Source organism: Microbacterium tenebrionis, from assembly GCF_903645325.1.
Classification (GTDB): Bacteria; Actinomycetota; Actinomycetes; order Actinomycetales; family Microbacteriaceae; genus Microbacterium; species Microbacterium tenebrionis.
In genome coordinates this window covers 401,915-427,106 of the sequence record NZ_CAHJXQ010000001.1, presented here as the reverse complement: position 1 = coordinate 427,106, position 25,192 = coordinate 401,915, and the positions used below count along the sequence as shown (strand labels likewise).

Annotated in this window: 27 protein-coding genes and 1 tRNA gene; 13 read left to right on the top strand and 15 right to left on the bottom strand. The window is 69.5% G+C overall.

Annotated features, from left to right (window positions below; genetic code table 11):
• The first annotated feature begins 1 nt into the window (after nucleotide 1).
• The 6 genes from HWX58_RS02140 (at nucleotide 2) to HWX58_RS02115 (ending at nucleotide 6,433) form a co-directional block, all read left to right on the top strand.
• Nucleotides 2-1,447, top strand: a complete 1,446-nt coding sequence (locus HWX58_RS02140; RefSeq protein WP_175985424.1) for a helicase-associated domain-containing protein — start codon at nucleotides 2-4, stop codon at nucleotides 1,445-1,447.
• The gene (locus tag HWX58_RS02135) at nucleotides 1,387-1,734 is read left to right on the top strand and encodes a hypothetical protein (RefSeq protein ID WP_175985423.1); all 348 of its coding nucleotides are present in this window, start codon (nucleotides 1,387-1,389) and stop codon (nucleotides 1,732-1,734) included. The genes HWX58_RS02140 and HWX58_RS02135 overlap by 61 nt, the downstream gene beginning before the upstream one ends.
• 11 nt (nucleotides 1,735-1,745) lie before the next feature.
• Nucleotides 1,746-3,389 (top strand): DNA repair helicase XPB, encoded by a 1,644-nt coding sequence (locus tag HWX58_RS02130; protein WP_175985422.1) that lies wholly within the window; start codon nucleotides 1,746-1,748, stop codon nucleotides 3,387-3,389.
• 232 nt (nucleotides 3,390-3,621) lie between these two features.
• Nucleotides 3,622-4,308, top strand: coding sequence for a response regulator transcription factor (locus tag HWX58_RS02125; RefSeq protein WP_175985421.1), 687 nt, complete (start codon nucleotides 3,622-3,624; stop codon nucleotides 4,306-4,308).
• Nucleotides 4,309-4,326: 18 nt separating this feature from the next.
• Complete coding sequence (locus tag HWX58_RS02120) at nucleotides 4,327-6,030, top strand: sensor histidine kinase (RefSeq protein WP_175985420.1); 1,704 nt, start codon at nucleotides 4,327-4,329, stop codon at nucleotides 6,028-6,030.
• Between the two features lie 112 nt (nucleotides 6,031-6,142).
• The gene (locus HWX58_RS02115; protein ID WP_175985419.1) at nucleotides 6,143-6,433 is read left to right on the top strand and encodes a WXG100 family type VII secretion target; all 291 of its coding nucleotides are present in this window, start codon (nucleotides 6,143-6,145) and stop codon (nucleotides 6,431-6,433) included.
• 67 nt (nucleotides 6,434-6,500) lie between these two features.
• On the opposite strand, the gene groL is transcribed toward HWX58_RS02115, so the two are convergent.
• The 4 genes from groL to HWX58_RS02095 all read right to left on the bottom strand — a co-directional run bounded on the left by groL (nucleotide 6,501) and on the right by HWX58_RS02095 (nucleotide 10,078).
• Nucleotides 6,501-8,120, bottom strand: coding sequence for a chaperonin GroEL (groL, locus tag HWX58_RS02110; protein WP_175985418.1), 1,620 nt, complete (start codon nucleotides 8,118-8,120; stop codon nucleotides 6,501-6,503).
• Nucleotides 8,121-8,233: 113 nt separating this feature from the next.
• Nucleotides 8,234-8,725 carry a LytR C-terminal domain-containing protein gene (locus HWX58_RS02105; RefSeq protein WP_175985417.1) on the bottom strand — a complete coding sequence of 164 codons (492 nt, stop codon included), beginning with the start codon at nucleotides 8,723-8,725 and terminating at the stop codon, nucleotides 8,234-8,236.
• 93 nt (nucleotides 8,726-8,818) lie between these two features.
• Nucleotides 8,819-9,076: a DUF3263 domain-containing protein gene (locus tag HWX58_RS02100; protein ID WP_175985416.1), complete on the bottom strand. Its 258-nt coding sequence runs from the start codon at nucleotides 9,074-9,076 to the stop codon at nucleotides 8,819-8,821.
• Between the two features lie 9 nt (nucleotides 9,077-9,085).
• Nucleotides 9,086-10,078 carry a DUF2332 domain-containing protein gene (locus tag HWX58_RS02095; RefSeq protein WP_175985415.1) on the bottom strand — a complete coding sequence of 331 codons (993 nt, stop codon included), beginning with the start codon at nucleotides 10,076-10,078 and terminating at the stop codon, nucleotides 9,086-9,088.
• A 94-nt stretch (nucleotides 10,079-10,172) separates the two neighbouring features.
• Between HWX58_RS02095 and msrB the strand changes: the two genes are divergently transcribed.
• Entirely contained in the window at nucleotides 10,173-10,583 is a 411-nt protein-coding gene (gene msrB, locus HWX58_RS02090; RefSeq protein WP_175985414.1) for a peptide-methionine (R)-S-oxide reductase MsrB, read from the top strand.
• Nucleotides 10,580-11,158: a nitroreductase family protein gene (locus tag HWX58_RS02085; protein WP_175985413.1), complete on the top strand. Its 579-nt coding sequence runs from the start codon at nucleotides 10,580-10,582 to the stop codon at nucleotides 11,156-11,158. Before msrB ends, HWX58_RS02085 begins: the two co-directional genes overlap by 4 nt.
• A 3-nt stretch (nucleotides 11,159-11,161) precedes the next feature.
• Here the strand turns inward: HWX58_RS02085 and HWX58_RS02080 are convergent, their stop codons facing one another.
• Nucleotides 11,162-12,100, bottom strand: a complete 939-nt coding sequence (locus tag HWX58_RS02080) for a DMT family transporter (RefSeq protein WP_284690592.1) — start codon at nucleotides 12,098-12,100, stop codon at nucleotides 11,162-11,164.
• Between the two features lie 62 nt (nucleotides 12,101-12,162).
• On the opposite strand from HWX58_RS02080, the gene HWX58_RS02075 reads away from it, so the two are divergent.
• Nucleotides 12,163-12,801: an SOS response-associated peptidase family protein gene (locus HWX58_RS02075; protein ID WP_175985412.1), complete on the top strand. Its 639-nt coding sequence runs from the start codon at nucleotides 12,163-12,165 to the stop codon at nucleotides 12,799-12,801.
• Here the strand turns inward: HWX58_RS02075 and HWX58_RS02070 are convergent.
• Nucleotides 12,770-13,510, bottom strand: a complete 741-nt coding sequence (locus HWX58_RS02070; protein ID WP_175985411.1) for a tyrosine-protein phosphatase — start codon at nucleotides 13,508-13,510, stop codon at nucleotides 12,770-12,772. The genes HWX58_RS02075 and HWX58_RS02070 overlap by 32 nt on opposite strands.
• A gap of 55 nt (nucleotides 13,511-13,565) precedes the next feature.
• Here HWX58_RS02070 and HWX58_RS02065 point away from each other — a divergent pair, with 55 nt between their 5' ends.
• Nucleotides 13,566-13,871: a hypothetical protein gene (locus HWX58_RS02065; protein WP_175985410.1), complete on the top strand. Its 306-nt coding sequence runs from the start codon at nucleotides 13,566-13,568 to the stop codon at nucleotides 13,869-13,871.
• Nucleotides 13,872-13,888: 17 nt separating this feature from the next.
• Here HWX58_RS02065 and HWX58_RS02060 read toward each other — a convergent pair.
• Nucleotides 13,889-13,961 (bottom strand) — tRNA-Thr (locus HWX58_RS02060).
• A 42-nt stretch (nucleotides 13,962-14,003) separates the two neighbouring features.
• Nucleotides 14,004-14,960 carry a DsbA family protein gene (locus HWX58_RS02055; protein WP_175985409.1) on the bottom strand — a complete coding sequence of 319 codons (957 nt, stop codon included), beginning with the start codon at nucleotides 14,958-14,960 and terminating at the stop codon, nucleotides 14,004-14,006.
• A 233-nt stretch (nucleotides 14,961-15,193) separates the two neighbouring features.
• Between HWX58_RS02055 and HWX58_RS02050 the strand changes: the two genes are divergently transcribed.
• Nucleotides 15,194-16,300, top strand: coding sequence for an ABC transporter ATP-binding protein (locus HWX58_RS02050; protein WP_175985408.1), 1,107 nt, complete (start codon nucleotides 15,194-15,196; stop codon nucleotides 16,298-16,300).
• Nucleotides 16,301-16,376: 76 nt separating this feature from the next.
• Nucleotides 16,377-17,690 (top strand): DUF4032 domain-containing protein, encoded by a 1,314-nt coding sequence (locus HWX58_RS02045; protein WP_175985407.1) that lies wholly within the window; start codon nucleotides 16,377-16,379, stop codon nucleotides 17,688-17,690.
• Nucleotides 17,691-17,711: 21 nt separating this feature from the next.
• Here the strand turns inward: HWX58_RS02045 and HWX58_RS02040 are convergent, their stop codons facing one another.
• From HWX58_RS02040 to HWX58_RS02020, 5 genes are all read right to left on the bottom strand, one after another.
• Nucleotides 17,712-18,350, bottom strand: a complete 639-nt coding sequence (locus tag HWX58_RS02040) for an NAD(P)-dependent oxidoreductase (RefSeq protein ID WP_175985406.1) — start codon at nucleotides 18,348-18,350, stop codon at nucleotides 17,712-17,714.
• 81 nt (nucleotides 18,351-18,431) lie between these two features.
• Nucleotides 18,432-19,439 (bottom strand): 23S rRNA (guanosine(2251)-2'-O)-methyltransferase RlmB, encoded by a 1,008-nt coding sequence (gene rlmB / locus HWX58_RS02035; RefSeq protein ID WP_175985405.1) that lies wholly within the window; start codon nucleotides 19,437-19,439, stop codon nucleotides 18,432-18,434.
• Nucleotides 19,432-20,835, bottom strand: a complete 1,404-nt coding sequence (gene cysS, locus HWX58_RS02030) for a cysteine--tRNA ligase (RefSeq protein ID WP_175985404.1) — start codon at nucleotides 20,833-20,835, stop codon at nucleotides 19,432-19,434. Before cysS ends, rlmB begins: the two co-directional genes overlap by 8 nt.
• Complete coding sequence (gene ispD, locus HWX58_RS02025) at nucleotides 20,832-22,028, bottom strand: 2-C-methyl-D-erythritol 4-phosphate cytidylyltransferase (protein ID WP_175985403.1); 1,197 nt, start codon at nucleotides 22,026-22,028, stop codon at nucleotides 20,832-20,834. Before ispD ends, cysS begins: the two co-directional genes overlap by 4 nt.
• Nucleotides 22,029-22,037: 9 nt before the next feature.
• Complete coding sequence (locus HWX58_RS02020) at nucleotides 22,038-22,520, bottom strand: CarD family transcriptional regulator (protein WP_175985402.1); 483 nt, start codon at nucleotides 22,518-22,520, stop codon at nucleotides 22,038-22,040.
• A gap of 132 nt (nucleotides 22,521-22,652) precedes the next feature.
• Between HWX58_RS02020 and HWX58_RS02015 the strand changes: the two genes are divergently transcribed.
• A complete protein-coding gene (locus HWX58_RS02015; RefSeq protein ID WP_175985401.1) occupies nucleotides 22,653-23,123 on the top strand; it encodes a DNA modification methylase in 471 nt (156 codons plus the stop codon).
• 64 nt (nucleotides 23,124-23,187) lie between these two features.
• Here the strand turns inward: HWX58_RS02015 and HWX58_RS02010 are convergent, their stop codons facing one another.
• Both HWX58_RS02010 and HWX58_RS02005 read right to left on the bottom strand, forming a co-directional pair.
• Nucleotides 23,188-23,871: a response regulator gene (locus HWX58_RS02010; RefSeq protein ID WP_175985400.1), complete on the bottom strand. Its 684-nt coding sequence runs from the start codon at nucleotides 23,869-23,871 to the stop codon at nucleotides 23,188-23,190.
• Nucleotides 23,868-25,100 (bottom strand): sensor histidine kinase, encoded by a 1,233-nt coding sequence (locus HWX58_RS02005; RefSeq protein WP_175985399.1) that lies wholly within the window; start codon nucleotides 25,098-25,100, stop codon nucleotides 23,868-23,870. The genes HWX58_RS02010 and HWX58_RS02005 overlap by 4 nt, the downstream gene beginning before the upstream one ends.
• Nucleotides 25,101-25,192 lie beyond the last annotated feature (92 nt).

Sequence of the window (25,192 nt, the reverse complement as noted above, 5' to 3'; positions counted from 1 at the left end):
CATGAGCACGCACGCACGCCCGCTCGCCGTGTGGCTGGCCCAAGCGCCCGACGCGCAGCTGGCCGCCCTGTTCGAGGCGCGCGGCGTGCGGGCGGACGTCGCCTGGTCGGACTTCTTCGATGCCGCCGAGGCTCTGCTCGAGCCGGCATCGATCGAGCGCGCCCTTCCCCGGCTGCCCCTGACCGAGGCCGTCGCTCTGCGCCGGTCGGTGAACGGTGACGACGCCGGCGACGACGCCGGACCGCTGATCGCGCTGGCGCTGCTGCGCCCCGACGGAACGCCCGCCCCTCCGGTGGCGGAGGCCGTCACGGCACGGCAGGATCCCACGGCATCCGAGACCCCGCCCCCTGAGCCGTCGGATGAGAGCGCGGCGGCGCGCGCCGCGGAGCGCGCGTTCACGACGGTGGCCGCGCTCGCCGACCTCGTGCTCCTCGCCTCCGATACGCCGCTCGCCCTCCTGACCGGAGGGGCACTCGCGTCGGGCGAGAAGCGCCGCATCGCCGCGACGGGCACGGCACCGGAGACCCTCGACGACCTCGCCGCGATCGCCGTGGATGCCGGACTCCTCGCGGCGCTCGACCGGCGCCTCGTCGCAACCGAGTCGGCCGACTCCTGGTTGCGTGAGTCCGCGTCTGCGCGATGGACCGGACTCGTCCAGGCGTTCCGCGCGGCGCTCCCCCGAGGTCTGCGCGACGGGGACGGGTGGCTCCCGACCACGGCCTGGGCTGCTCAGTACCCCTGGAGCACCGCGTGGCCCGAGCAGTGCTCCGCGATCGCGGAGCGGGCTCGACTGCTGGGACTCATCGCCGACGACGGTTCCGAGCCCGAGTGGGCCGTTCCGCTGCGCGAAGGAGCACCGGCGGACCCGGCATCCCTCCAGCGGATGCTCCCCACCGAGGTCGACCGTATCTTCCTGCAGAACGACCTCACGGCGATCGCGCCGGGGCCGCTGCAACCCGCCCTCGATGTGCGGTTGCGCCGGATCGCTGTGCGCGAGTCGGCCGCGCAGGCATCGTCGTACCGGTTCACCGCGGATTCCGTCGCGCAGGCGCTGACCTCCGGCGAGACGGCCGCCTCGATCCTCGACTTCCTCGCGGAGATCTCTCTGACCGGCATCCCTCAGCCACTGGAGTACCTCGTCACCCAGACCGATCAGCGCCACGGCCTGGTGCGGGTGTTCACGGATGCGTCGGGCCGCACACGCGTCGCCAGCGTCGACGCGACCCTGCTGGACGCGATGGGCGTCGACCAGGCGCTGCGCCCGCTGGCGCTCGCCAGGGATGCCGACGGCCTCACCTCGAGGGCCGGCAGGGACACCGTGTACTGGACCCTGACCGATGCCCGTTACCCCGCGATGATCGTCGGCGACGACGGACGCCCCTCGTCGTGGACCGCAACCCCGCCCCCGGCCACGCTCCTCCGGCCGCCCCGGACTACCTGCCGCTGATCGCCCGGCTCCGCGAGCGCCAGGGACCCGATGCGGATGCCGCATGGCTCGACCGCGAGCTCGAGGCGGCCGTGCGCTCCAAGGCCGTCCTGCTCGTCGAGATCGAGATGCCCGACGGCACGGCGCGGGAACTGCAGCTGGAGGCCAGCGGGCTCGGCGGCGGCCGCCTGCGCGGACGCGATCGGGCGGCGGACGTGGAGCGCACCCTGCCCGTGCGCAGCATCCGCTCTGCCCGCGTGATCGACCCTTCGGCAGGATCAGGGGCCACGGCGACCGGGGAACGGTAGACTCGAAAGCTATGTCCGATGGCCCCCTGATCGTCCAGAGCGATCGCACCGTGCTCCTCGAGGTCGCGCACGCCGACGCCGAGGCGGCCCGCCACGAACTGGCGATCTTCGCCGAGCTCGAGCGCGCGCCCGAGCACATCCACACCTACCGGATCACCCGGCTCGGCCTGTGGAACGCTCGTGCCGCCGGGCACACCGCCGAAGAGATGCTCGAGGTCCTCGATCGCTGGTCGCGGTTCCCCGTGCCGCCCTCCGTGTCGGTCGATCTGCGCGAGACCGTGAACCGCTACGGGCGTCTCGTGATCGAGCGCGACGACGAGGGCACCCTGATCCTGCGGTCGACGGACCCGGCTGTCCTCGCCCAGGTCGCGAACAACAAGCGCATCCAGCCCCTGCTGATCTCCCACCCCTCCGCCGACACCTTCGTCGTCGACGCCTGGGCGCGCGGCCAGATCAAGCAGGAGCTGCTGAAGATCGGCTGGCCCGCCGAGGACCTCGCCGGTTATACACCCGGCACCCCGCACGAGATCGAGCTCGACGAGAGCGGCTGGCAGATCCGCCCTTACCAGCAGGATGCCGTCGACGCGTTCTCGAAGGACGGCTCGGGCGTCGTCGTGCTCCCCTGCGGCGCGGGCAAGACGATCGTCGGCGCCGGCGCCATGGCCGCGACGAAGACGACCACGCTGATCCTCGTGACCAACACCGTCTCTGCCCGACAGTGGCGCGACGAGCTGCTCAAGCGCACGAGCCTCACCCCGGAGGAGATCGGCGAGTACTCGGGGCAGGCGAAAGAGGTCAAGCCGGTCACGATCGCGACGTACCAGATCCTCACGGCGAAGCGGAAGGGCCAGTACGCGCACCTGTCTCTGCTCGATGAGATGGACTGGGGCCTCATCGTCTACGACGAGGTGCACCTGCTGCCCGCGCCGGTCTTCAAGCTGACCGCCGACCTCCAGGCGCGGCGGCGCATCGGCCTGACGGCGACGCTCGTGCGCGAGGACGGCCGCGAGGGCGACGTGTTCAGCCTCATCGGACCCAAGCGCTTCGATGCGCCGTGGAAGCAGATCGAGGCGCAGGGCTTCATCTCGCCCGCGGCCTGCTACGAGGTGCGCGTCGACCTGCCCGCCGACGACCGGCTCGAGTACGCGGCGGCGACGGATGACGAGCGCTACCGCCTCGCGGCATCCGCCCCGGCGAAGATCGACGCCGTTCGCGAGTTGATCGCGAAGCACCCCGGCGAGCGCATCCTCGTGATCGGCCAGTACCTCGACCAGCTCGAGACGCTTTCCGAGGCGTTGAACGCGCCGCAGATCACCGGGGCCACACCGGTGGACGAGCGCGAGGAGCTGTACCGGCAGTTCCGCGAGGGTGAGATCGAGCTGCTGGTCGTGTCGAAGGTCGCGAACTTCTCCATCGACCTTCCCGAGGCGTCCGTCGCGATCCAGGTCTCGGGCTCGTTCGGGTCACGTCAGGAGGAGGCCCAGCGTCTCGGTCGCCTGCTGCGCCCGAAGGAGTCCGGGCACACGGCGAGCTTCTACACGCTCATCGCCCGCGACACCGTCGACCAGGACTACGCGCAGAACCGCCAGCGCTTCCTCGCCGAGCAGGGCTACAGCTACACGATCCTCGATGCGGACGCGCTGGCCGCGGCCTGATCACACGATCGACGCGGCGATCGCGACGCCGAGAGAGCCGAAGTAGACCACGAACAGGAGCGGGCCGACGGCGGGAACCCGCATATCCGCACCGGCTCACCGTCGACCCTGGCGCCCCGGGGGTGGCATCCATCGCTCTCGCGGTCCGCATGACCGTCCACGACAACACGACAATACGGGCGCTCCGCAAGACAATCAGCCCCCGCATGGCTGAAGTCACCATAATGGGGGCATGACTGATGCACGCATCCTGGTCGTCGACGACGAGCCGAACATCCGAGACCTGCTGTCCACCGGTCTGAACTTCGCCGGTTATCAGGTCAAGACGGTGGCCAACGGCGCCGCGACGATCTCGGCCGTCCTCGAGGAGGAGCCCGACCTCATCATCCTCGACGTCATGCTCCCCGACATGAACGGATTCAGCGTCACCAAGCGCCTGCGGGGAGCCGGGTTCACCGCGCCGATCCTGTTCCTCACCGCCAAGGACGACACGCAGGACAAGATCGAGGGCCTCAACGCCGGCGGCGACGACTACGTGACCAAGCCGTTCGCTCTCGACGAGATCGTCGCCCGCGTGCAGGCGATCCTGCGCCGCACGATGCAGGCCGACGAGGAGTCGATCATCCGCGCCGGCGAGCTGTCGATGGATCAGGACACCCACGATGTCTTCGTCGGCAAGGAGCAGATCGAGCTCAGCCCCACCGAGTTCAAGCTGCTGCGCTATCTCATGCTCAACCCCAACCGCGTGCTGTCCAAGGCGCAGATCCTCGACCACGTGTGGGAGTACGACTTCAACGGCGATGCGGGCATCGTCGAGAGCTACATCTCATACCTCCGGCGCAAGATCGACCCGCACACCGAGGAGTCCGTCATCCAGACCAAGCGCGGCTTCGGCTACATGCTCAAGGTGGGCAAGTAGACCGCGAAGGGAGCGCGCATGGCGCACAAACCTGACGCGATCACCAGCTGGTGGCGACGCATCAGCCTGCGCGCCAAGGTCACCGGTGTCACCGTGGCGGTCCTCGCCCTGGGTCTCGTGATCGCCGGGATCGGCACCGTGCCGCTGCTGCGCAGCTCGCTCATCCAGAACATCGAGTCCCAGCTGCCCTCGCTCGCCGCGAGCGACCTCGTCAGCCGGTGGTTCGACGTCGAGACGGTCGACGGCGAGCAGAAGCTCGTGCTCTCCGAGAACGCGCCCCGATCAGCCGACTACACCTTCACGGTGTACGCAGCCGACGGCACGTTCCTCGCGAGGGCCGGCGGGGCGACCGGCGACGCCGCCCCCGCCTTCTACGCATCGCTCGCACTCGAGCAGGCGCACGCGCTGGACGGCGAGAAGATCCCGCTGCGCAGTGCCGACGGCCACGAGTTCCGCGGCGCCGTCGGGGTGGTGCCGGGCGCCGACGGCACCCTGTACGTGCAGTTCGTCGCCCTCCCCCTCGCGGAGGCGGACTCCATCATCGCGCAGTACTTCGGCGTGTACACGACGGTCGCGCTGGTGACGATCCTGCTCGCCGCGCTCCTCACCCGCGGACTCGTCACGCTCACGTTCCGCCGGCTCGGACAGGTCGAATCGGCGGCCATGCTCATCGCCTCGGGCGATTTCAGCCAGCGGCTCACGGACCTCGAGCCCAGCACCGAGGTCGGGCGCCTGAACTTCGCGATCAATACCATGCTCGAGCGCATCGACCGCTCGCTCGCCCAGCGCGACCGCACCGTCCAGCACATGCGACGGTTCATCGGCGATGCGAGTCACGAGCTGCGCACACCCCTCGTGAGCGTCCGCGGTTACGCGGAGCTCTACCGGATGGGCGCCATCCGCGGCGAGGAGGACACCGCCAGGGCGATGGAGCGCATCGAGAAGGAGGCCATCCGGATGGGCGTCCTCGTCGAGGACCTGCTGGACCTTGCCCGGCTCGACGAACAGCCAGAGCTCCAGCTCGACCCGCTCGACCTGCGCCCGATCGCCAGGGATGCCGCTCTCGACGTCCGCGCCGCCGCGCCGAACAGGACGATCACCGTCGTCGACAGGACCGCGGATGCGCGCACGGCGGCACCTGCTCGCACCCGGCCCGCACTGCCGAAACTGCACCCGCCGGCTCCGAAGCCGCGCGCCGGCGCGCTCGCGCGTCTGCGGCGGCGCCCGCGCACCGCCGAGCCGATGCCGCAGATCGACTTCACCGAGGCGGAGGATGTCCCGGTGCCGACGCCCCCGATCGTGCTCGGCGAGGAGAACAAGGTGCGCCAGGTGATCGCGAACCTGCTCGGCAACGCCCGCCGGTTCTCACCCGAGGATGCGCCGATCGAGCTCGTCGTCGACGCCGACCGCGTCGCCGGCACGGCCAGTATCTCGATCGTCGACCACGGCGAAGGCATCCCGCCCCAGATCCGCGAGCAGATCTTCGAGCGCTTCTGGCGCGCAGATACCTCCCGGGCGAGGGAGACCGGTGGATCGGGCCTCGGGCTCGCGATCGTCGCGTCGATCATGTCGGCTCTGAAGGGAAGCGTCCGCGTCGATGAGACGCCCGGCGGCGGTGCCACGTTCACCGTGACCCTCCCGCTCGCGCCTGCGCAGGCGACGCCCGAGCATCTGCTCGAAGACACCCAGCCGATCGAGCGGCTGTCTCCTGACGACGTCTGACCCGTTCTGCACATACCCGCGCCGCGGCCGTCCGTCCACGGGTCCCGCGTTCGCGCAGAACGCCCGGACGACCGCTCCTCTAGCGTGAGAGCTCCCTACGAGAGGAGTTCTCATGTCCGTCTTCACAGTCGACACCGAGGCGGTCTTCGCAGCGCACGGCCAGACACGAGCCACGATGGAGCGACTGCGCAGCGAATCACAGGCACTGAAGGCGCAGCTCACCCAGCTGCAGTCGTCCTGGACCGGTGCGGCATCGGCCGCCTTCCAGGGATGCAGCGACCAGTGGGCGGCCGCCCAGCTGCACGTCGAGCAGGTCCTCGACTCGATCGGCACAGCGCTCGGATCCGCGGCGACGCAGTACTCCGACGCCGATCAGTACTCCGCGAGCCTGTTCCGGCACTGACCGCCCCGACGGAACGCAGAAGCGCCCCGGCGTGACGGCCGGGGCGCTTCTGTACGGACTGGGCTTATCAGAAGTCCATGCCACCCGTGGGGTCGCCGGCCGGAGCCGCGGCCTTCTCGGGCTTGTCGGCGACGACGGCCTCCGTGGTGAGGAACAGACCGGCGATGGATGCCGCGTTCTGCAGAGCAGAGCGGGTCACCTTGGCCGGGTCGATGATGCCGGCGTCGAACATGTCGACGTACTCGCCGGAGGCGGCGTTGAGGCCCTCACCGGTCGGCAGCTCGGCGACCTTGTTGGCGACGACACCCGGCTCGAGGCCGGCGTTCATCGCGATCTGCTTCAGCGGAGCCGAGATGGCGACGCGGACGATGTTCGCGCCGGTCGCCTCGTCGCCCGACAGCTCGAGGGCGTCGAGCGCCTTCGTGCCGGACTGGATGAGCGCGACGCCACCACCGGCGACGATGCCCTCTTCGACGGCAGCCTTCGCGTTGCGGACGGCGTCCTCGATGCGGTGCTTGCGCTCCTTGAGCTCGACCTCGGTCGCAGCTCCGGCCTTGATGACGGCGACGCCGCCGGCGAGCTTCGCCAGGCGCTCCTGGAGCTTCTCGCGGTCGTAGTCGCTGTCGGTGTTCTCGATCTCGCGACGGATCTGGGTCACGCGACCCTCGATCTGGTCGGCCTCACCGGCGCCCTCGACGATGGTCGTCTCGTCCTTGGTGATGATGACCTTGCGCGCACGGCCGAGCAGGTCGAGCGTGGTGTTCTCGAGCTTGAGGCCGACCTCTTCGGTGATGACCTGACCACCGGTGAGGATCGCGATGTCCTGCAGCTGGGCCTTGCGGCGGTCGCCGAAGCCGGGAGCCTTGACGGCAGCCGACTTGAAGATGCCGCGGATCTTGTTCAGCACGAGCGTCGCGAGAGCCTCGCCCTCGACGTCCTCGGCGATGATGACGAGCTCCTTGCCGTCCTGGATCACCTTGTCGACGATCGGGAGGAGGTCCTTGATGTTCGAGATCTTGGAGTTCGCGATGAGGATGTAGGGCTCCTCGAACACGGCCTCCTGGCGCTCGGGGTCCGTGACGAAGTACGGGTTCAGGTAGCCCTTGTCGAAGCGCATGCCCTCGGTGAGCTCGAGCTCGGTGCCGAAGGTCTGCGACTCCTCGACGGTGACGACGCCCTCCTTGCCGACCTTGTCGATGGCCTCGGCGATCAGCTCGCCGATCTCGCTGTCAGCGGCCGAGATCGACGCGGTGGCGGCGATCTGCTCCTTGGACTCGATTTCCTTGGCGCTGGAGAGCAGCTCCTCGGTGATCGCGGCGACAGCCTTCTCGATGCCGCGCTTGAGCGAGATCGGGTCGGCGCCGGCGGCGACGTTGCGCAGGCCCTCGCGCACGAGCGCCTGGGCGAGGACGGTCGCGGTGGTGGTTCCGTCACCGGCGACGTCGTCGGTCTTCTTGGCGACCTCCTTGACGAGCTCCGCGCCGATCTTCTCGTACGGGTCGTCCAGCTCGATCTCCTTGGCGATCGACACACCGTCGTTCGTGATCGTGGGGGCGCCCCACTTCTTCTCGAGCACGACGTTGCGACCGCGCGGGCCGAGGGTCACCTTGACAGCGTCGGCGAGGATGTTCAGGCCACGCTCGAGGCCGCGGCGGGCCTCCTCATCGAAAGCGATGATCTTTGCCATGAGTTTTGTCGTCCCTCCTGGACGTATGCGTTCGGTTTAGCACTCAGAGGAAGAGAGTGCTAACGCCCATTCTGGCACTCGACCCCATCGAGTGCAAGCCGTGAGGGCGGCGTCTACTCGGCGGGCGTCTGGGTGGATTCCGGCTGAGTGCTCGAGCGGTCCAGACCGATCACGACGACGAGCTGCTTCTGCTCCGGGTCATTGGGATCGGCGTAGATGTCGCTCTGGTCGACCAGGGCTCCCCCGATGAGATCGGCGAGGCCCAGCGCCGCCTCGCGCTCGTCGTCGGCGACGCAGTACACGGTGGTCTCGGCGAAGTCCTGCTGCCCCGCGGGGCCGTAGCTGATGAGCTCATCCGGCCACTGCGCGTTGATAAGGGTCTCGCGCACCTGCTCTTCGAGCCCCTCCTCGGCGGTGGCGTTGAGGATGAGGACGGAGTAGCTCGTGTCGACAACCCCGGTCTCCTCCGGGAGAGGCGCCGCGGAATCCTCGGCGACCGGGAACAGCGTGATCCGCCCCATCATCACGAGAGCGACGAAGATGCCGGCGACGATGAGGACGAGTGCTGCGACGACCGACCACAGCAGCACGATCCAGCCGTTCATGCCCGGTGCCTCGGCGCGATGCGCCCCCACACGTCCTGAGGTTCGGGAAATGTCGTCGAAGCGGTCTCTCACGGGCTGGGGCACCCGTTGATGTTACCCGGCGAAACCGCGCATCCGCGCACTGCGCTGATCTGCGCGATGCTCGCGCAACCGGCGCAGCCGCCGGACCAGGAGCGGGTCGTGCTCGAGCGCCTGCTCGGTGTCGATGAGCCGGCCCAGCAGCTGGTAGTAGCGTGCGGGGCTCATGCCGAGCGTGCTGCGGATCGCCTCCTCCTTGCTCCCGCCGTGGCGCGGCCAGGCCGCCTCCAGGGCGAGGATCGCGCGATCGCGATCGGTGAGGTCTCCGAGCATGGGTCCAGGTTAGGCGCGCGACGGCCCTGCGCTCGCGCGCCACTCCCACCAGCCGCCGAGCGGATCCGCCGCGGCGCGCACGTCGCCGTCGAGAGCGACGACGAAGCCCGGCCAGGTCGAGGCGTCCACGGGCGGGTTCCATGCCTCGTGCAGCGCGGGCGCGTCGATCGTGATCCAGCGGGCGGGCAGACCGCGCACGCGGTCGATCAGCGCCAGCCTCTGCGCACGCGGAATGTGCGCGAGCACGCCGGGCGTGGTGATCACGAGTGTCGCGTCCGGCGGGGCGGATGCCGCCACCGCTGCGACCTGCGATGCATCCCCTTTCACGATCGACGGAGGATCGGATGCCGCGATGTCGAGCGCCGCGGCGATCCGCTCCTCGCGCCCGGTCTCGCCGGGCCAGACGAGACCCTGCAGCCAGGCGCGATCGCGCGGATCCCCGGCGTCGAGGGGTGCGAGGTCGATGCCTGCGCGCCACACGACCTCGGGCATCCGCAGGGCCGGCATCATGGCACCGCGGACCTCGCTGGTGAGCACGACCGACGAGACGCCGCCCGACGGGTCGAGGCTCGCCCGCAGCAGTCCGTCCTCGTCGACGAAGCGGTAGGAGTAGCGGTCGGGGTACAGGCACAGGCCGGCCGACGCTCCGAGCTCGAGCAGCGCGATGGGGCCGTCGATCTCCGAGAGAACGGGCAGCAGCGGGGCGAGACGAAGCGGCTCGTTGGTCTGCACACTGCGCGCGGCGCACTCCGCGACGACGGCGTCCGCATTCGCCCGCACGAAGGCGCGCCAGACCGGGTATCCGTCGAGCGGTGCGCCCAGCATCCGGGTGACGGCGAAGACGAGGGGCGGCTGGCGCCGGTTCTCAGGGATGCGCGCGAGGATCGCTCGCACCTCGGGATCGGATGCCGCACCCCGCGCCCATTCCGTGTAGAGGTCCGACCGGCCCGGCGCCTCGTCGCGCGCGAAGCGCTCGTAGCGTTCGCGAACAGCATCCGTCATGGCTCCATTCTCTCCCTCCGCCGTCGTCACCTCTCGTCATGATGGCCCTCCTGCCTCGTGGACGGGGGACAATGGAAGCGACTCAGGAGGACGTATGGACTACAGCGTGAAGAAGACCGACGCCGAATGGCGCGAAGAGCTCGGCGACGATCAGTACGCGGTTCTGCGCGAAGCCGCCACCGAGCGCGCCTGGACCGGCGAGCTCCTGGACGAGTCCCGCGCCGGGCTGTACACCTGCGGCGCGTGCGGCGCCGAACTGTTCAAGAGCGGCACGAAGTTCGACTCCGGATGCGGCTGGCCGAGCTTCTACGAGTCGATCCGACCCGACGCGGTACAGCTGCTCGAGGACAACACCCTGGGGATGCAGCGCACCGAGGTCCGCTGCGCGAGCTGCGGCTCGCACCTCGGCCACGTGTTCCCCGACGGGTTCGGCACGCCCACCGGCGACCGGTACTGCATGAACTCCCTGGCTCTGAACTTCAGCCCCGAGACTCCCGAAGCTTGAGCGCGTTCGATGCGGCGCTGACCAGGCGATCCTGGTCGAAGGTCACCGATGATGCGCCATCGCACGAGGATCTCGTCCGCTTGATCTCCGCGGCGGGCCGGGTGGCGGACCACTCGTCGCTGCGGCCGTGGCGCCTGATCGAGCTGCGCGGGGATGACCGCCACCGGCTCGGCAAGGCGATCGGCAAGGCCGAGCGCTCGCGCCCGTCTACGAAGCCGCTGCGGGCGCCGCTGCTGATCGCCGTGGTGGCGAGCTTCCGCAAGAGCTCCAAGGTTCCGCGCTGGGAGCAGGAGGCCGTCGCCGCGGGCGTCGCGCACACGCTCAGTCTGCTCCTGGACGAAGCCGGCTGGGGCGTGCTGTGGCGCACGGGGCACTACACGCGCTCCCGCGCGGTCGCGAAGGCGCACGGCCTCGAGAAGAACGAGGAACTGCTCGGCTGGCTCTATGTCGGCGGCAAACCGGAGCGCTCCCGGCCCGAACGGCGCAAGACGATCGACGCCGAGGCGTTCCTGACGCGGATGCCGTCGAAGAAGTCGAAGAAGCCGGACGCGCCGAAGAAGCGCCCGAAGGGCTAGCGTTCAGCGGCGCCGCCACGGGAGCGCCGCGATCACCGATGCCACCGCGACGCCGATCATCGCCAGGAGCTGCCACAGTGCAGGGCCCGCGGAGGCCGGCCACAGCAGGTCGATGATCACCGAGGTGACGAGCTGCCCGAGCACGGAACCCAGGCCGAGCAGCAGCACACCGGTGTGAGCGACGATCGTCGCGCCGAGGAAGATGTAGGCGAAGCCCAGCACCCCGCCGAGGTACAGCCACGGCTCAGCGGGCAGGGCCTGCGGCATCCCGGTGAACGCCACGCTGAGCGCGGCGGCGAGTGCCAGGACGGCTGTGCCGCCCGCGAAGCTCACGAGCGTCGCCGTCACCGGCGACGCCACCCGCTGCGCGAGCCGACCGTTCGCCGCCGACTGCCAGGCGATCCCGACGCCGGCCGCGAACGGAAGCACGAGCAGCCACCAGGGTGCGCGTGCGAGAGCGTCGCCGCTGAGGGAGATCCCGACCGCTGCGAGCGCGAACAGCCCGCCCAGCACGCGGCCCGGTGTGACGGCGACGACGCCTGAGGGGCCGACGCCGAGGCGATCGAGGATCAGTCCGTTCACGGTCTGCCCCGCGACGACGCCGACGGTGAAGAGCGAGACGCCGAGGACACCGGCGGTGAGCCCCTGCGTGGAGACGGTGAGTGCGCCGCACGCGCCGCCGCACAGCATCCAGATGGGCACGTGCCGGGTGCGCAGACCGTTCCACAGGCGTGCGGCGCCTGCTCGCGACGACGGGACTGCGACCGTGACGGCGACGAGGATGATCAGCCCCGCCGTGAACGAGACGAGCCCGGCCACGATGCCGTCGCCGAGGCGCACGCCCAGGACGCCGTTGACCCGCGCCTGGATAGCGGTCATCACCCCGATGGCGACGGCCCCGCCGAGTGCGACCGGGGCGGGCAGTCGGCGGTTCGGGGTCACCTCAGCACAGTACCCGAGGATGCGCGGCGCCGATGTCTGCGGCGGCGGGTACGCTGACGGGCATGTGCGCGAGCTATGGGCTGGATCCACGCTTCACCGATGTCGAGCTCCTGGCCGAGGCCGACGCCGACATTCTCGAAGGACTGCGCTCGTGGGCGCAGGCGAACGATGGCGAGACGCTGCGACCGACCGGGAGGAATCTGCGCAACCTCAACCCGCTCATCGTGCCGGCGGACGACGGGCCCGCCGCGCTCGAGACGGCGTGGTGGGGGTTCCTCGTGGGCGGACAGCCGTCGAAGTTCCCCTCGATCAACACCCGCTCCGAGCGTCTGCAGGATCAGCCGGGCAAGATGCGCGGCCGCGCGATCGTGCCCACGACCGGGTGGTTCGAGATGCGCAAGCCCGAGCGGGTCTGGCACGAGTTCCGCGTGGACGAGGGCGCCCTGTTCGGCATGGCCGCGGTCACGCAGCGCGGGCGGACCCCGGACGGCGAGTGGGTCACCTGCTATTCGATCGTCATGGCTCCGGCGCCCGATCACCTCGTCGAGATCCACGACCGGATGCCGGTGCTCATCCCGCCGGCCATGAGTGCGGACTGGCTCACCGGAGCCCCGAGTCGAGAACTCATCGACGAGGCGCTGATCGCGTCCGCCGACGTCGCCGGCAGGGTCAGCGCTGCGCCGCGGGCGGACGAGCGCTGAGGAGCTTGTCCCTCAGCGCCGTCAGCACACTGTCGTCGACGCCGGCGCCGGCCAGATACGCGGACACGCCGCCGTACTCGTCGTTTATCCAGTCGAGGGCGTCGGCGAGGACCTGGGACGGCGACCCGGTGAGCACCGCGACGACCTCGTCGGTGATCCGTACACGGAACGTGCGCGCCTTGCGCAGCATCCGCTCCGTCCACTCCCCCTCGAGGTTCGCCGCCGTCGCGGCGTAGTCGGCAAGCGTCACCGCGCGGTCGATGCCGATCGCCTCCAGCACGAGCGCGACGACCAGACCCGTGCGATCCTTGCCCGCGGTGCAGTGCACGACGACGGCGCCGTCGGACGCCGCGATCTCTCGGACGATGCGCCCCAGCGCAGAGCGATGGCGGGAGACGATCGTCCGATATACACCGGAGAGGCTGATCGTGTCGAGATCGATCCGCCGGGGTGTGCCGTCGATCGGGATGCCGACCCGGACGGCGCCCGTGCCGCGCAGACGATCACGACCGCTCACACCGCGGTCGATGGTCGATCGCAGATCGAGCACGGTCCCGATGCCGAATTCGCGGATGCGTCGCCGGCCTGCTCGGTCGAGCCGGTGCAGCGCATCCGAACGATAGAGCACGCCGGGCGCCAGTACCCCGGGCGCGACCTCGCGGAAGTTGTACGTCCCTGGCACATCGAGACGGGAGACGGCATCGCCCATGGCGCCATCGTAGTGGTCGGCTATCGTGGTCTGACTGCACAGATCGGGAGAGATCATGGGGTCCGAAGACGACCGCCCGCGTCCCCGCGCACTGCGCGACGGGACGACGGAACCGCGCTTCGCGGCGCGCTACGCGACCATCGAAGAGGTAGCCGAGCTCCTGGGCGTGACGCCGGTGTCGCTGCGGCAGACGATGCGACGCCGGGACGCCGGTGAGGCCTCGCCCGCGAGCGATGCGTTCATCGACCCGATCGGGAACGTCTCGGGATACCTCTGGGATCGCGATGACCTGACGCCGGAGGCCATCGCGGCCTGGCACGATCGCCCGCGGCGCGGACGCCGGCCGAACAGCGAGCGCTGACGCCGGGAGAACTACGGAGCCGACTGCGGGACTCGAACCCGCGACCGCCTGTTTACAAGACAGGTGCTCTACCAGCTGAGCTAAGTCGGCGAACGGCGTCCAGCTTAGCGAGCCGGACGCGCGAGTCGGTAACTACGACGCAGGGGCCTCGGTGGGCGTGGGCGACGACGTCGTCGTCGGCTCCGGCGTCGGCTCGGTCTCGCTGGCGACGGTGAGCACGAACTGCGAGAACTCGGCCGGGTCCTTGAGCGACCCGACATAGGCCTCGCCGTTCACGACGATCATCGGCGCACTGGTGAGGACGAGGTCGTCGGATCCGTCCAGCGGACCCTCGAGAGCACGCGAGGTCGCGTTCTTGGCCCAGGTGATGTAGTCCTGATCCTCGATGCAGGCGCGCACGACCTTGGCGCTGTCGACGCCGACCGCGACGGCCAAGTCGGCGAGCTCGGCGTCGGTGCCGCCGGGGCTGTCGACCTCGGGCTGGTCCACGAGGAGCTCGTGGTTGAACGCGTAGAACTTGTCGGGCGAATGCGTCGCGACGCAGGCTGCAGCGGCAGCCGCGCGAAGCGAATACTTCGTGCCGTTGGAACTGGCCGTGAGCATCGCCACCGGGTGGTAGGTCACCGTCACGGCGCCCTCGTTGATCCACCCGGCGAGCTGGCGGGTGTTGGCGAGCTCGAAGTCTCCCGCGCCCGGCGAGAGGTAGTCGACATAGATGTGCACGTCGACGGGGGCCGTGGTGGGCGTCGCCGTGGGCGCCGGCTCCGAGGTCGCTTCGCCCGCACCGCTCTCCTCCGGCACGGGTGTGGTCGGGACGGTCTCCGCCGACATGTCGCTGACGCTGCCGACGACGATGCCGTCGCCGTCGAGGCCCTTCGGGCTCAGGACGGGCTTCGAGACGCTCGAGCTGATCGCCATCGTGACGGCGGTGCCGATGGCTCCGACGGCCACGATCGCGATGGCACCGATGATGATGCGTCGCATGATGCGGGCACGCGACTGCTTGGCGTGCACCTGCTGGGCCTTCTCCCGGACCGCCTCACGGGACGTGCGAGGGGTGGGGACGTTCGGCGTTTCGTCGCTCGACATCGTTCCTCTTGAAGATCTGGGCGGGGACGGGTTCCCCGGCACCCGTCGGACACACGGCCTGCGTGTGTGCTCCGGACCGTGTTCGATGGTATCCAGCCAGGCTGGGAAATACCCAGACGGGGCGCTTCGTGCCATACTGAAACCGGCCCGACGACGGGCCACGGTGGGGTCTCTCCACCGCTTCCATCACAACGGATCGTCCGGCACGTACCTGCCGGTGAAGGAGAAACATCATGGCATCGGTGACTTTCGACAACGCCACTCGGCTCTACCCTGGCGGAACCCGCCCGGCCGTCGACAAGCTCAACCTCGAGGTCGGAGACGGCGAGTTCCTCGTCCTGGTCGGCCCCTCCGGATGCGGCAAGTCCACGTCCCTGCGCATGCTCGCCGGCCTCGAAGAGGTCAACGAGGGCCGCATCCTCATCGGCGACCGCGACGTCACGGACGTGCCGCCGAAGGACCGCGACATCGCGATGGTCTTCCAGAACTACGCGCTCTACCCGCACATGACGGTCGCCGAGAACATGGGCTTCGCGCTCAAGATCGCCGGCGTCGCCAAGGAGGAGCGCGCAGCGCGCGTCCTCGAGGCAGCCAAGCTCCTCGACCTCGAGCAGTATCTGACCCGCAAGCCCAAGGCGCTCTCGGGCGGTCAGCGTCAGCGCGTCGCGATGGGCCGCGCCATCGTCCGCCAGCCGCAGGTGTTCCTCATGGACGAGCCGCTGTCGAACCTCGACGCCAAGCTGCGCGTGCAGACCCGCACCCAGATCGCCTCGCTGCAGCGCCGTCTCGGCGTCACCACGGTCTACGTCACCCACGACCAGACCGAGGCTCTGACCATGGGCGACCGCATCGCCGTGCTCAAGGACGGCCTGCTCCAGCAGGTCGGCAGCCCGCGCGACCTGTACGAGAAGCCGAACAACGTCTTCGTCGCCGGCTTCATCGGCTCGCCGGCCATGAACCTGTTCACCACCGACCTCGCCGACGGCGGCGTGCGGTTCGGCACCGAGGTCGTCCCGCTCGACCGCGACACCGTCGGCCGCGCCACGGGCTCGCAGGTCACGGTCGGCGTCCGCCCCGAGGACATCACGGTCGGCCCCGCAGACGGCAAGGGCCTGTCGGTGACGGTCGACCTCGTCGAGGAGCTCGGCGCCGACGGCTACCTCTACGGCCACACCGAAATCAACGGCAAGCGCACCGACATCGTCGCGCGCGTCGACGGCCGCAACCACCCGAACGCGGGCGAGACCGTGACGCTTGCCGCCAACCCCGGCCACGTGCACGCCTTCGACCTCGAGTCGGGCGATCGCCTGAACGACAAGCCGGTCGTCTCGGCCTCGTAACCTCGTCACACGCGCGGCGCGGGCTGACCAGCAGGTCACCCGCGCCGCGTCGTCTTCCCCGGCATCCAGGAGGGCCATGCAAGACGCTTTGCGGATCACCGCCAGCACGGTCGACCCCGGGCTGCTGGGGCTTCCCTGGTCGGTGCCGCTCGGAAAATGGCCGAGCGAACACATCGTCTCGCTGCCCAAAGGGCTCTCCCGCCACCTGGTGCGCTTCGCCGATCTCTCCGGCCGTGTCGTCGCGGTGAAGGAGACCACGGCCGAGATGGCCAAGCGCGAGTACGAGATGCTCGGCAGCCTCGCACGGCTCGACGTGCCGTGCGTCGACCGTGTAGCCGTGATCGACGGACGCACCGATTCCGCAGGAGATGCCCTGCCTGCAGCTCTGGTGACCTCGCACCTGCGCTTCTCGATGCCGTACCGCGCCCTGTTCACCCGCGTGCTGCGCCCGGACACCGCGACGCGTCTCGTCGACGCGCTGGCGCTGCTGCTGGTCCGCCTGCACAACGTCGGCTTCTACTGGGGCGACGTGTCGCTGTCGAACACGCTGTTCCGTCGCGATGCGGGCGCGTTCGCCGCCTACCTCGTTGATGCCGAGACCGGCGAGCTGCACGAGGAGGGTCTGACCGAAGGCCAGCGTCTCTACGACCTGGACCTCGCCCGCACGAACATCGCCGGCGAGATCATGGACCTCGCCGCCGGCGGGCGCCTCGAGCACGGCGTGGATGCCGTCGCGATCGCCGACGGCATCGTCTCGGCCTACCACTCGCTGTGGGCAGCACTGACCGCCGAGGAATCGTTCTCGGCGAACGAGACCTGGCGCATCACCGAGCGTGTCGAACGCCTCAACGCCCTCGGGTTCGACATCGACGAGATGTCGATGGCGACGACCACGGACGGCACGGTCGTGCACATCCAGCCCAAAGTCGTCGATGCCGGCCACCATCAGCGCCGCCTCATCCGGCTGACCGGTCTCGACGTCGAGGAGAACCAGGCCCGGCGCCTGCTCAACGACCTCGACGAGTTCCGCGCCCGCTCGACCAAGGAGTGGGCCGACGAGGAGATGTACGCGCACGAGTGGCTCACGCGCGTGTTCGAGCCGGTCGTGCGGGCGATCCCCTACGAGCTGCGGGCGAAGCTCGAACCCGCCGAGGTGTTCCACCAGGTGCTCGAGCACCGGTGGTACCTCTCCCAGGGCCACGGGCGCTCGATCCCGCTCGCCGAAGTGCTCACCTCGTACATCAACGACGTGCTGCGGCACCGGCGCGACGAGGCGACCATCATGGGGCCGCCGACCGAGACCGTGTCGATCCCCGTGGTCACCGGAGCGGTTCCTGTGCCCGACGAGGACGACGAGGACGACGAGGTCGACTGGCGCGACCTGGTCTGAGAGCGGTGGTGAAACTCGCAGTCAGTAGCCGACGGCGAAGTTCTCGCGGTGGTGCTTCGGGTTCTCGATCTCGTCGACGAATGCGACGCCCAGGTCGGCGCCGGAGATGAAGGACTCGCCCTTCTCGTCGGTCACGAGAACCTGTCCGCCGTCGCGGTAGGTCCCGGTGCGCTCTCCCGGCGCCCAATTGCCGAAGCCGGCGGCGGGATGGACGAAGAACCAGTCGTTGCCGTCGGCATTCGCCTGGAGATCCTCCAGGATGCCGATGGCCTCCTGAGCCTCGGGCTTGAACTCCTCCGGGAAGCCCGCGTCGATCACGCGGGGGCCACCGGGGGCGACGAGGCTTCCGCCCGCACCGCCGACGACGCCGAGGCGCACGTTCTCGGGGAGGGCCGCATAGAGCTCAGCGGTCGCCGCGCGGACCTTGCCGGTCATGTCGCCACGCGGCGAGAGCGCCTGGATCACGACGTCGACCTCGCCGAGCTGCGCGAGCAGTCCCGGGACGTCGAGGATGTTGCCCTCGAGGTACACGGCGCCCTCGACGCGCTCGCTCGGGACGGACCGTGCGACGGAGACCACGGAGTGTCCGCGCGACACCGCCTCTGCAACGATGTTCGATCCGGCGTAGCCGGTTCCTCCGATGACGGCGATGCGTGCCATGGTTTTCCCTTCGTGGATGGGGCGCGATTGCGCTCCCCGGGAGCAACAACCTGCCGTGGCAAGTATTCCGCGGTCTGCGGATCAGTTCCGCCCGGCCGCCCGGAAAGTGGAGATCTGGTACAGCGCGACCGAGGCCGCGATGCCGGCGTTCAGCGACTCTGTGGCCGCCGAGATCGGGATCGAGACGATCTGGTCGCAGTTCTCGGTGACGAGGCGCGACAGCCCCTTGCCCTCGGAGCCGATGACCACGACCACCGGCCGGTCGGCCAGCTCGAGCGCCGGGAGCGACACGTCGCCGTCGCCGTCGAGACCGAGCACGAACACGCCCTGCTTCTTGAACTCCTTGAGCTGGGTGGTGAGGTTGGTCGCCATGGCCACCGGGATGCGGGCAGCGGCCCCGGCGCTCGTCTTCCACGCGGCCGAGTTCACGCCGGCTGAGCGGCGCTGCGGGAGGATGACCCCGTGCCCGCCGAAAGCCGCGGTCGAGCGGATGATCGCCCCGAGGTTGCGCGGGTCGGTGATGCCGTCCAGCGCCACGAACAGCGGGACCTCGCCGCGATCGATCACCTTCTCGAGCAGATCCTGCGGGTGCGCGTACTCGTAGGGCGGAACCTTCAGCGCGACGCCCTGGTGCACGCCGTCGAATCCGGCCATGCGGTCGAGCTCCTGGCGGGTGACCTCGAGGACGGGGATGCCGCGGTGCGTCGCGATCGAGAGCATCTCCTTGACGCGGTCGTCCATCTCGACGCGCTGAGCGATGTACATCGCGGTCGCGGGGATGCGCGTGCGCAGCGCCTCGAGTACGGAGTTGCGCCCGGTGACCGTCTCGGTGTCGGACGTGTTGTCCTTGGCGCGGGCGGTGCGGTTCGGGTTGCCGCCGGACGTCTGCCGCCCTGGCCGGCCGCGTCCGCCCGCGGCGGCATAGCGTTCGGCCGCAGCCTTGCGCTTGCCGGCGACGTGCCACGCGCGGTCCTCCGCCTTCGGCGTCGGTCCGCGGCCTTCCAGCGCCTTGCGACCGAGTCCTCCGGTGCCCTTGGTGGGACCCTTCTTCTTGCCCTTGCCCGCTGAGGGGTTTCCTGGCTTAGCCATCGATGCTCCAATGAGTTCCGGCCGGAGTGTCCTCCAGCGTGATTCCTGCCGCGGCGATCGCATCGCGGATGCGATCGGCCGCAGCCCAGTCCTTGTCGGCGCGCGCCTGTGCGCGCTGGGCGATCATCTCCTGCACCAGCGCGTCCAGGGCGGATGCCTCGGTGCCCCCTGCGATGGACGCGCCGGGCCCGTCGAACCCGAGGACCGCGAGCATCGCCGTGAGCGAGCGCGCGGATTCGACCGCCGTTGCCGTGTCACCGGCATCCAGAGCAGCGTTGCCCGCACGCACGGTGTCGTGCACGACGGCGAGCGCCTGCGGCACTCCGAGGTCGTCGTCCATCGCGGCGGCGAAGGCCCCCGGGAGCGCACCCGGCGCGGCGGCCACGGGGTCCGCGTCGGAAACGCGCAGCACGCGCTGGCGGAAGGTCTCGATGCGGCCGAGTGCCGCCTCGGCCTCGGCGTACGACGCCGCGGAGAGGTCCAGGGTCGAACGGTAGTGCGCCGCCGCGAGCGCATACCGCACCACGAGCGGCTCGTGCTCGGCGAGCACATCGGCTGCGAGGGTGAAGTTGCCGAGCGACTTCGACATCTTCTGCCCGTCGACGGTCACGAGCCCGTTGTGCACCCAGTAGCGGGCGAAGCCGTCGCCTGCCGCCGTCGACTGCGCGAGCTCGTTCTCGTGGTGGGGGAAGCGCAGGTCGAGTCCGCCGCCGTGGATGTCGAAGTCGGAGCCGAGGTAGCGCTTCGCCATCGCCGAGCATTCGATGTGCCACCCGGGGCGACCGGCACCCCACGGGGACGCCCATGTGGCATCCGCGGGCTCGCCCTGCTTGGCGCCCTTCCAGAGGGCGAAGTCCTGCGGGTTGCGCTTGCCGCGCGGGTCCGCATCCTGCGCGGCCTCCATGGCCTCGACCGACTGATTCGTCAGCTCTCCGTACGACGACCAGGAGCGCACGTCGAAGTACACATCGCCCGAACCGTCGGGCGCCGGATAGGCGTGCCCGCGCTCGATGAGCACCTGGATCAGCTCCTGCATCTGCGGCACGGATGCCGTCGCGCGCGGCTCGTACGTCGGGGGCTGGATGCCGACGCCGGCATATGCGGCCGCGAACTCCTGCTCCATCCGGTAGGCGAGCGCCCACCAGGGCTCTGCATCGGTCGCGTTGGCGATGACCTTGTCGTCGATGTCTGTGACGTTGCGCACGAAGGTCACCCGTCCGTACCGGTGCGACAGCCAACGGCGCAGGATGTCGAAGCTCAGCGCCGCGCGCACGTGCCCGATGTGCGGGCCGGACTGGACTGTGGGTCCGCACACGTACATCGTGATGTTCTCGGGGTCGAGAGGCACGAAGTCGCGCAGCTGCTGCGCGCGGGTGTCGTAGAGGCGGATTGTCACTGCTCCAGCGTACCGGGCAGCACCAGCGCGACCGCTGTGACGGCGACGCCTTCTCCCCTGCCTGCGAAGCCGAGCGCGTCGGTCGTCGTGGCGGTGATCGACACGGGCGCTCCCCCGAGCGCTGCCGACAGGGCGTTCTGCGCCTCGAGACGGCGACCGCTGAAGCGCGGCCTGTTCGCCTGCATCTGCACCGAGACGTTGCCGATCGTGAACCCTGCGCGCTCGAGGATCTCGCGCGTCCGGGCGAGGAATACGCTTCCGTGCGCTCCTGCGTACTCGGGATGGGACGTGCCGAAATGCTCGCCGATGTCGCCGAGTCCGGCGGCTCCGAGCAGCGCGTCGACGATGGCGTGGGCGACGGCGTCTCCGTCGGAATGGCCGGAGAGAGCCGGCTCCCCCGGCCACTCGAGACCTGCCAGCCACAGATCGCCGCCGCCGCCGTACGCGTGCACGTCCGTGCCGACGCCGACGCGCGGGATCGCGGGAGCCTGCTGGGCCGGCGCCACGAGCTGCCGTGCACGGTCGAGGTCGGCGGTCAGGGTGATCTTGAAGGCGAGAGGTGATCCTGCGATGTGGGTGACCGGATGCCCGGCCGCCGCGAACACGGCTGCGTCATCGGTGTACTCCCCACCCGCCGCGAGCGCCGCGGCATACGCCGATTCGAGCAGATCCCGCGGGAAGCCCTGCGGTGTCTGCGCCGCCACGAGCTCTGCACGGTCGACCGCCTCGACGACGTCGTCGCCCGAGACCCGCTTGAGCGTGTTCACGACGGGCAGCGCCGGTATGACCCCAGTGGTCGCCGTCACGGCATCAGCGACCGCGTCGATCTGCTCCGGAGGCGTCAGTGCGCGGGCGGCGTCCTGGACCAGCACGGTGGTGATGTCGCCCCACAGCGCGCCCAGACCCGCGGCGACCGATTCCTGACGGGTCCGGCCGCCGACGACGACGCGGCCGAGGTCGACGCGATCGCCGGCCGCTGCGCGCAGCTCGCTCTCGGCATCCCCCTCGTGCCCCGCCGGGGCGACGACGATCACCTGCGCCGGAGACGCGGCGAACACGCCGTCGAGCGCGTGACGCAGTACGGATCGTTCATCGATGCCGACGAACGCCTTGGGCGCCGAAGCCCCCAGGCGCGTGCCGGAACCGGCCGCGACGACGATGATCGCCGTCGTCGGCGCAGGAAGGAGAGTCACGCTCTCAGACTACGACGCGAGGACCTCGTCGAGCAGAGTGCCGGCCTTGTCCTCGTCGCACTTCTCAGCGAGTGCGAGTTCGGAGATGAGGATCTGACGGGCCTTCGCCAGCATCCGCTTCTCGCCCGCGGACAGTCCGCGGTCCTGATCGCGGCGCCACAGGTCGCGCACGACCTCGCTGACCTTGATCACGTCGCCCGATGCGAGCTTCTCCAGGTTCGCCTTGTAGCGGCGGGACCAGTTCGTCGGCTCCTCGGTGAACGGGGCGCGCAGAACCTCGAACACGTGGTCGAGGCCCTCCTGGCCGATCACATCGCGCACGCCGACGAGGTCGACGTTCTCTGCGGGAACCTCGATGATCAGGTCGCCCTGGGTGACGTTGAGCTTCAGATACTTCTTCGTCTCGCCCTTGATGACGCGATCCTTGACCTCGATGATCGTCGCGGCCCCATGGTGCGGATAGACGACCGTCTCGCCAACCTCAAAAAGCATAAAATCGTGTCCTTTCGGCAACCTCCAGAATACCACAGGCGACATGCGCTAAGGTTTGCCCCCGCGGCGTCCCTGCTGCCCGTGGCGATACCCGTAGAATGGACGGGATATCCCACAGCTCCAGGAGGATCCGTGAAATCGCGCCTTGTAGCGTCTGCCGCCCTCAGCGCCCTCGTTCTGCTCGGCGCGACCGGGTGCACGTTCATCACCCCGCAGTCCACCGAGATCCAGTATTCGGCCTCCGACGGGATCAACATCCCCGACTCGGACGGCCCGCTGCAGATCCGCAACGCGATGATCATCGCCAACGAGGACGGCTCCGTCGGCAACCTCGTCGCCGCCATCGTCAACGACACCGACCAGAATGAGGTCCTGACGATCGAGGCCGAGGGGCTCGCCCCGCTCACGGTGCGCGTGGGCGCCGGAGACACGCTGAGCCTGGGCGCGGACGCCGAGCCGCTGCGCATCGACGACCTCGGCGTCAAGCCGGGTGCGACCGTTGAAATGTACTTCCAGTCCGGAGACGCGACCGGCGCGACCGCAGAGGTCCCGGTGCTCGACGGAACCCTCCCCTACTACGCGGACCTCGTGCCGACCGACTGACCTCGGATCGAAGACCGAGAAGAGGCCGCCACCCATCCGGGTGGCGGCCTCTTCCGTGTCGGGCTCAGCCCTCGAAGCGATAGCCCAGACCGCGGACGGTCACGAGCATGACCGGTTCGCCGGGGTTCTCCTCGATGCGTGAGCGGATGCGCTTGATGTGCACGTCGAGCGTCTTCGTGTCGCCGAAGTAGTCGCTGCCCCACACCCGGTCGATGAGCTGACCGCGGGTGAGCACGCGGCCGGAGTTGCGCATGAGGACCTCGAGCAGCTCGAATTCCTTGAGCGGCATGTTGATCTCGGAGCCGGCGACCGTCACCGTGTGGCGGTCGATGTCGAGTGAGACGCGGCCGCCGTCGAGCACGCGCTCGTCCAGATCGCTCTCGGCCTGGACGACCCGGCGCAGCACGGCCCGCATGCGCGCGAGCAGCTCCCGGGAGGAGTAGGGCTTGGTGATGTAGTCGTCCGCGCCGAGCTCGAGTCCTACGACGATGTCGACCTCGGAGTCCTTCGCCGTGAGCATGATGATCGGCACGGCGGAGGTGGAGCGGATCTGCCGGCACACCTCGGTGCCCGGCATCCCCGGCAGCATGAGATCCAGCAGGACGATGTCGGCTCCCCGCTCACGGAAAGCGCCGAGCGCGCCCGGACCGTCCTCGGCGATCTCGACCTCATAGCCCTCGCGGCGCAGCAGATAGGCGAGAGGGTCGGCGAGGTCTGGCTCGTCCTCGACGAGAAGGATGCGGGTCATGCGTTCTCTCCGTTTCGGATGCGCGCGGCTTCGGTCCCCAGAGCCGTGCGCGCACGCTTCTTCTTTTTCTTCTTCTTCTTGGTCTTCTTCTCGGCATCCGGTGCGGTCGCATCGATGCGCGGCAGCACCATCGTGAACGTCGAGCCGCGGCCGGGGCGCGACCACAGCCGCACCTCCCCGCCGTGCCGCTGCGTCGCGTGCTTGACGATCGACAGGCCGAGTCCCGTCCCTCCGGTGCGCCGCGACCGCGCCTCGTCGGCACGGTAGAAGCGCTCGAAGACGCGCTCCCGGTCGGATTCGGTGATGCCGATGCCCTGGTCCGAGACGGCGATCTCGACGGTCTCCCCCTCGATCGTCACCCCCACCCCGACCCGCGATCCCCGGGGCGAGTAGAGGATCGCGTTCGCCACGAGGTTGCCGACGGCCTCGATGAGGATCTGCGCGTCGCCGCGCACATGCGCTCCGCGATCGCCGCCCCTGACGAGCTCGACGCCGGCCGAATCGGCCTGGACGGCGTGGCCCTCGATGGATGCCGTGATCACTTCGTCCAACGCGACGACGCTGAAATCCGCGACCCCGTCGGATGCCTGCAGCCGCGACAGGCTCATGATGCGTCCGGTCAGCTGGGCCAGGCGGGTCGCCTCAGCCGAGATCCGCGACGCGAAGATGCGCACCTGTGCAGGATCGTCCGCGGCGGACTCGATGGCCTCGGCGAGCAGACTGACCGCGCCGACCGGCGTCTTCAGTTCATGGCTCGTGTTGGCGACGAAGTCGCGACGCATCTGGTCGAGGCGCTCCTGCTCGGTGACGTCGCGGATCATGAGAAGGGTGAGCTGTCCGCCGAGGGTGCTCGCGCGGACGGACACCAGGCGAGGATCGAGACCGACGCCTGAGCGGGTGATGCGCATCGTCTCGGTCGCTGCGACGCCGCTGGACCGCACGGCCCGGGCGAGCTGGCGCAGTTCGGTGTTCTCGAGGACTGCGCCCACGTCGATCCCGAAACGGGCAGCCGGGTGGGAGGTGGCCAGGACGAGTCCCGATGCGTCCACGACGCAGGCGGCATCGTCCATGCTGTCGAGGACGTCCTCCGTCCCCTGCGGCACGAGAGTCGAAGCGGCCTCGACGACCTGCGCCCTGGCCCGGTAGGCCCACACGATGATCGCCGAAAGCCCGACGCCGATCAGCAGGCCGGCGGCCAGCGCGATCAGCGCGATGCTTCCCGTGGTCATGCCTCAAGCGTAGGGCCCGTTCACCTCCGCTTCCGCATGATTCCGCGCCACCTGAAGCAGCCGAGAAGTAGTATTCACATAACGGGCACCGT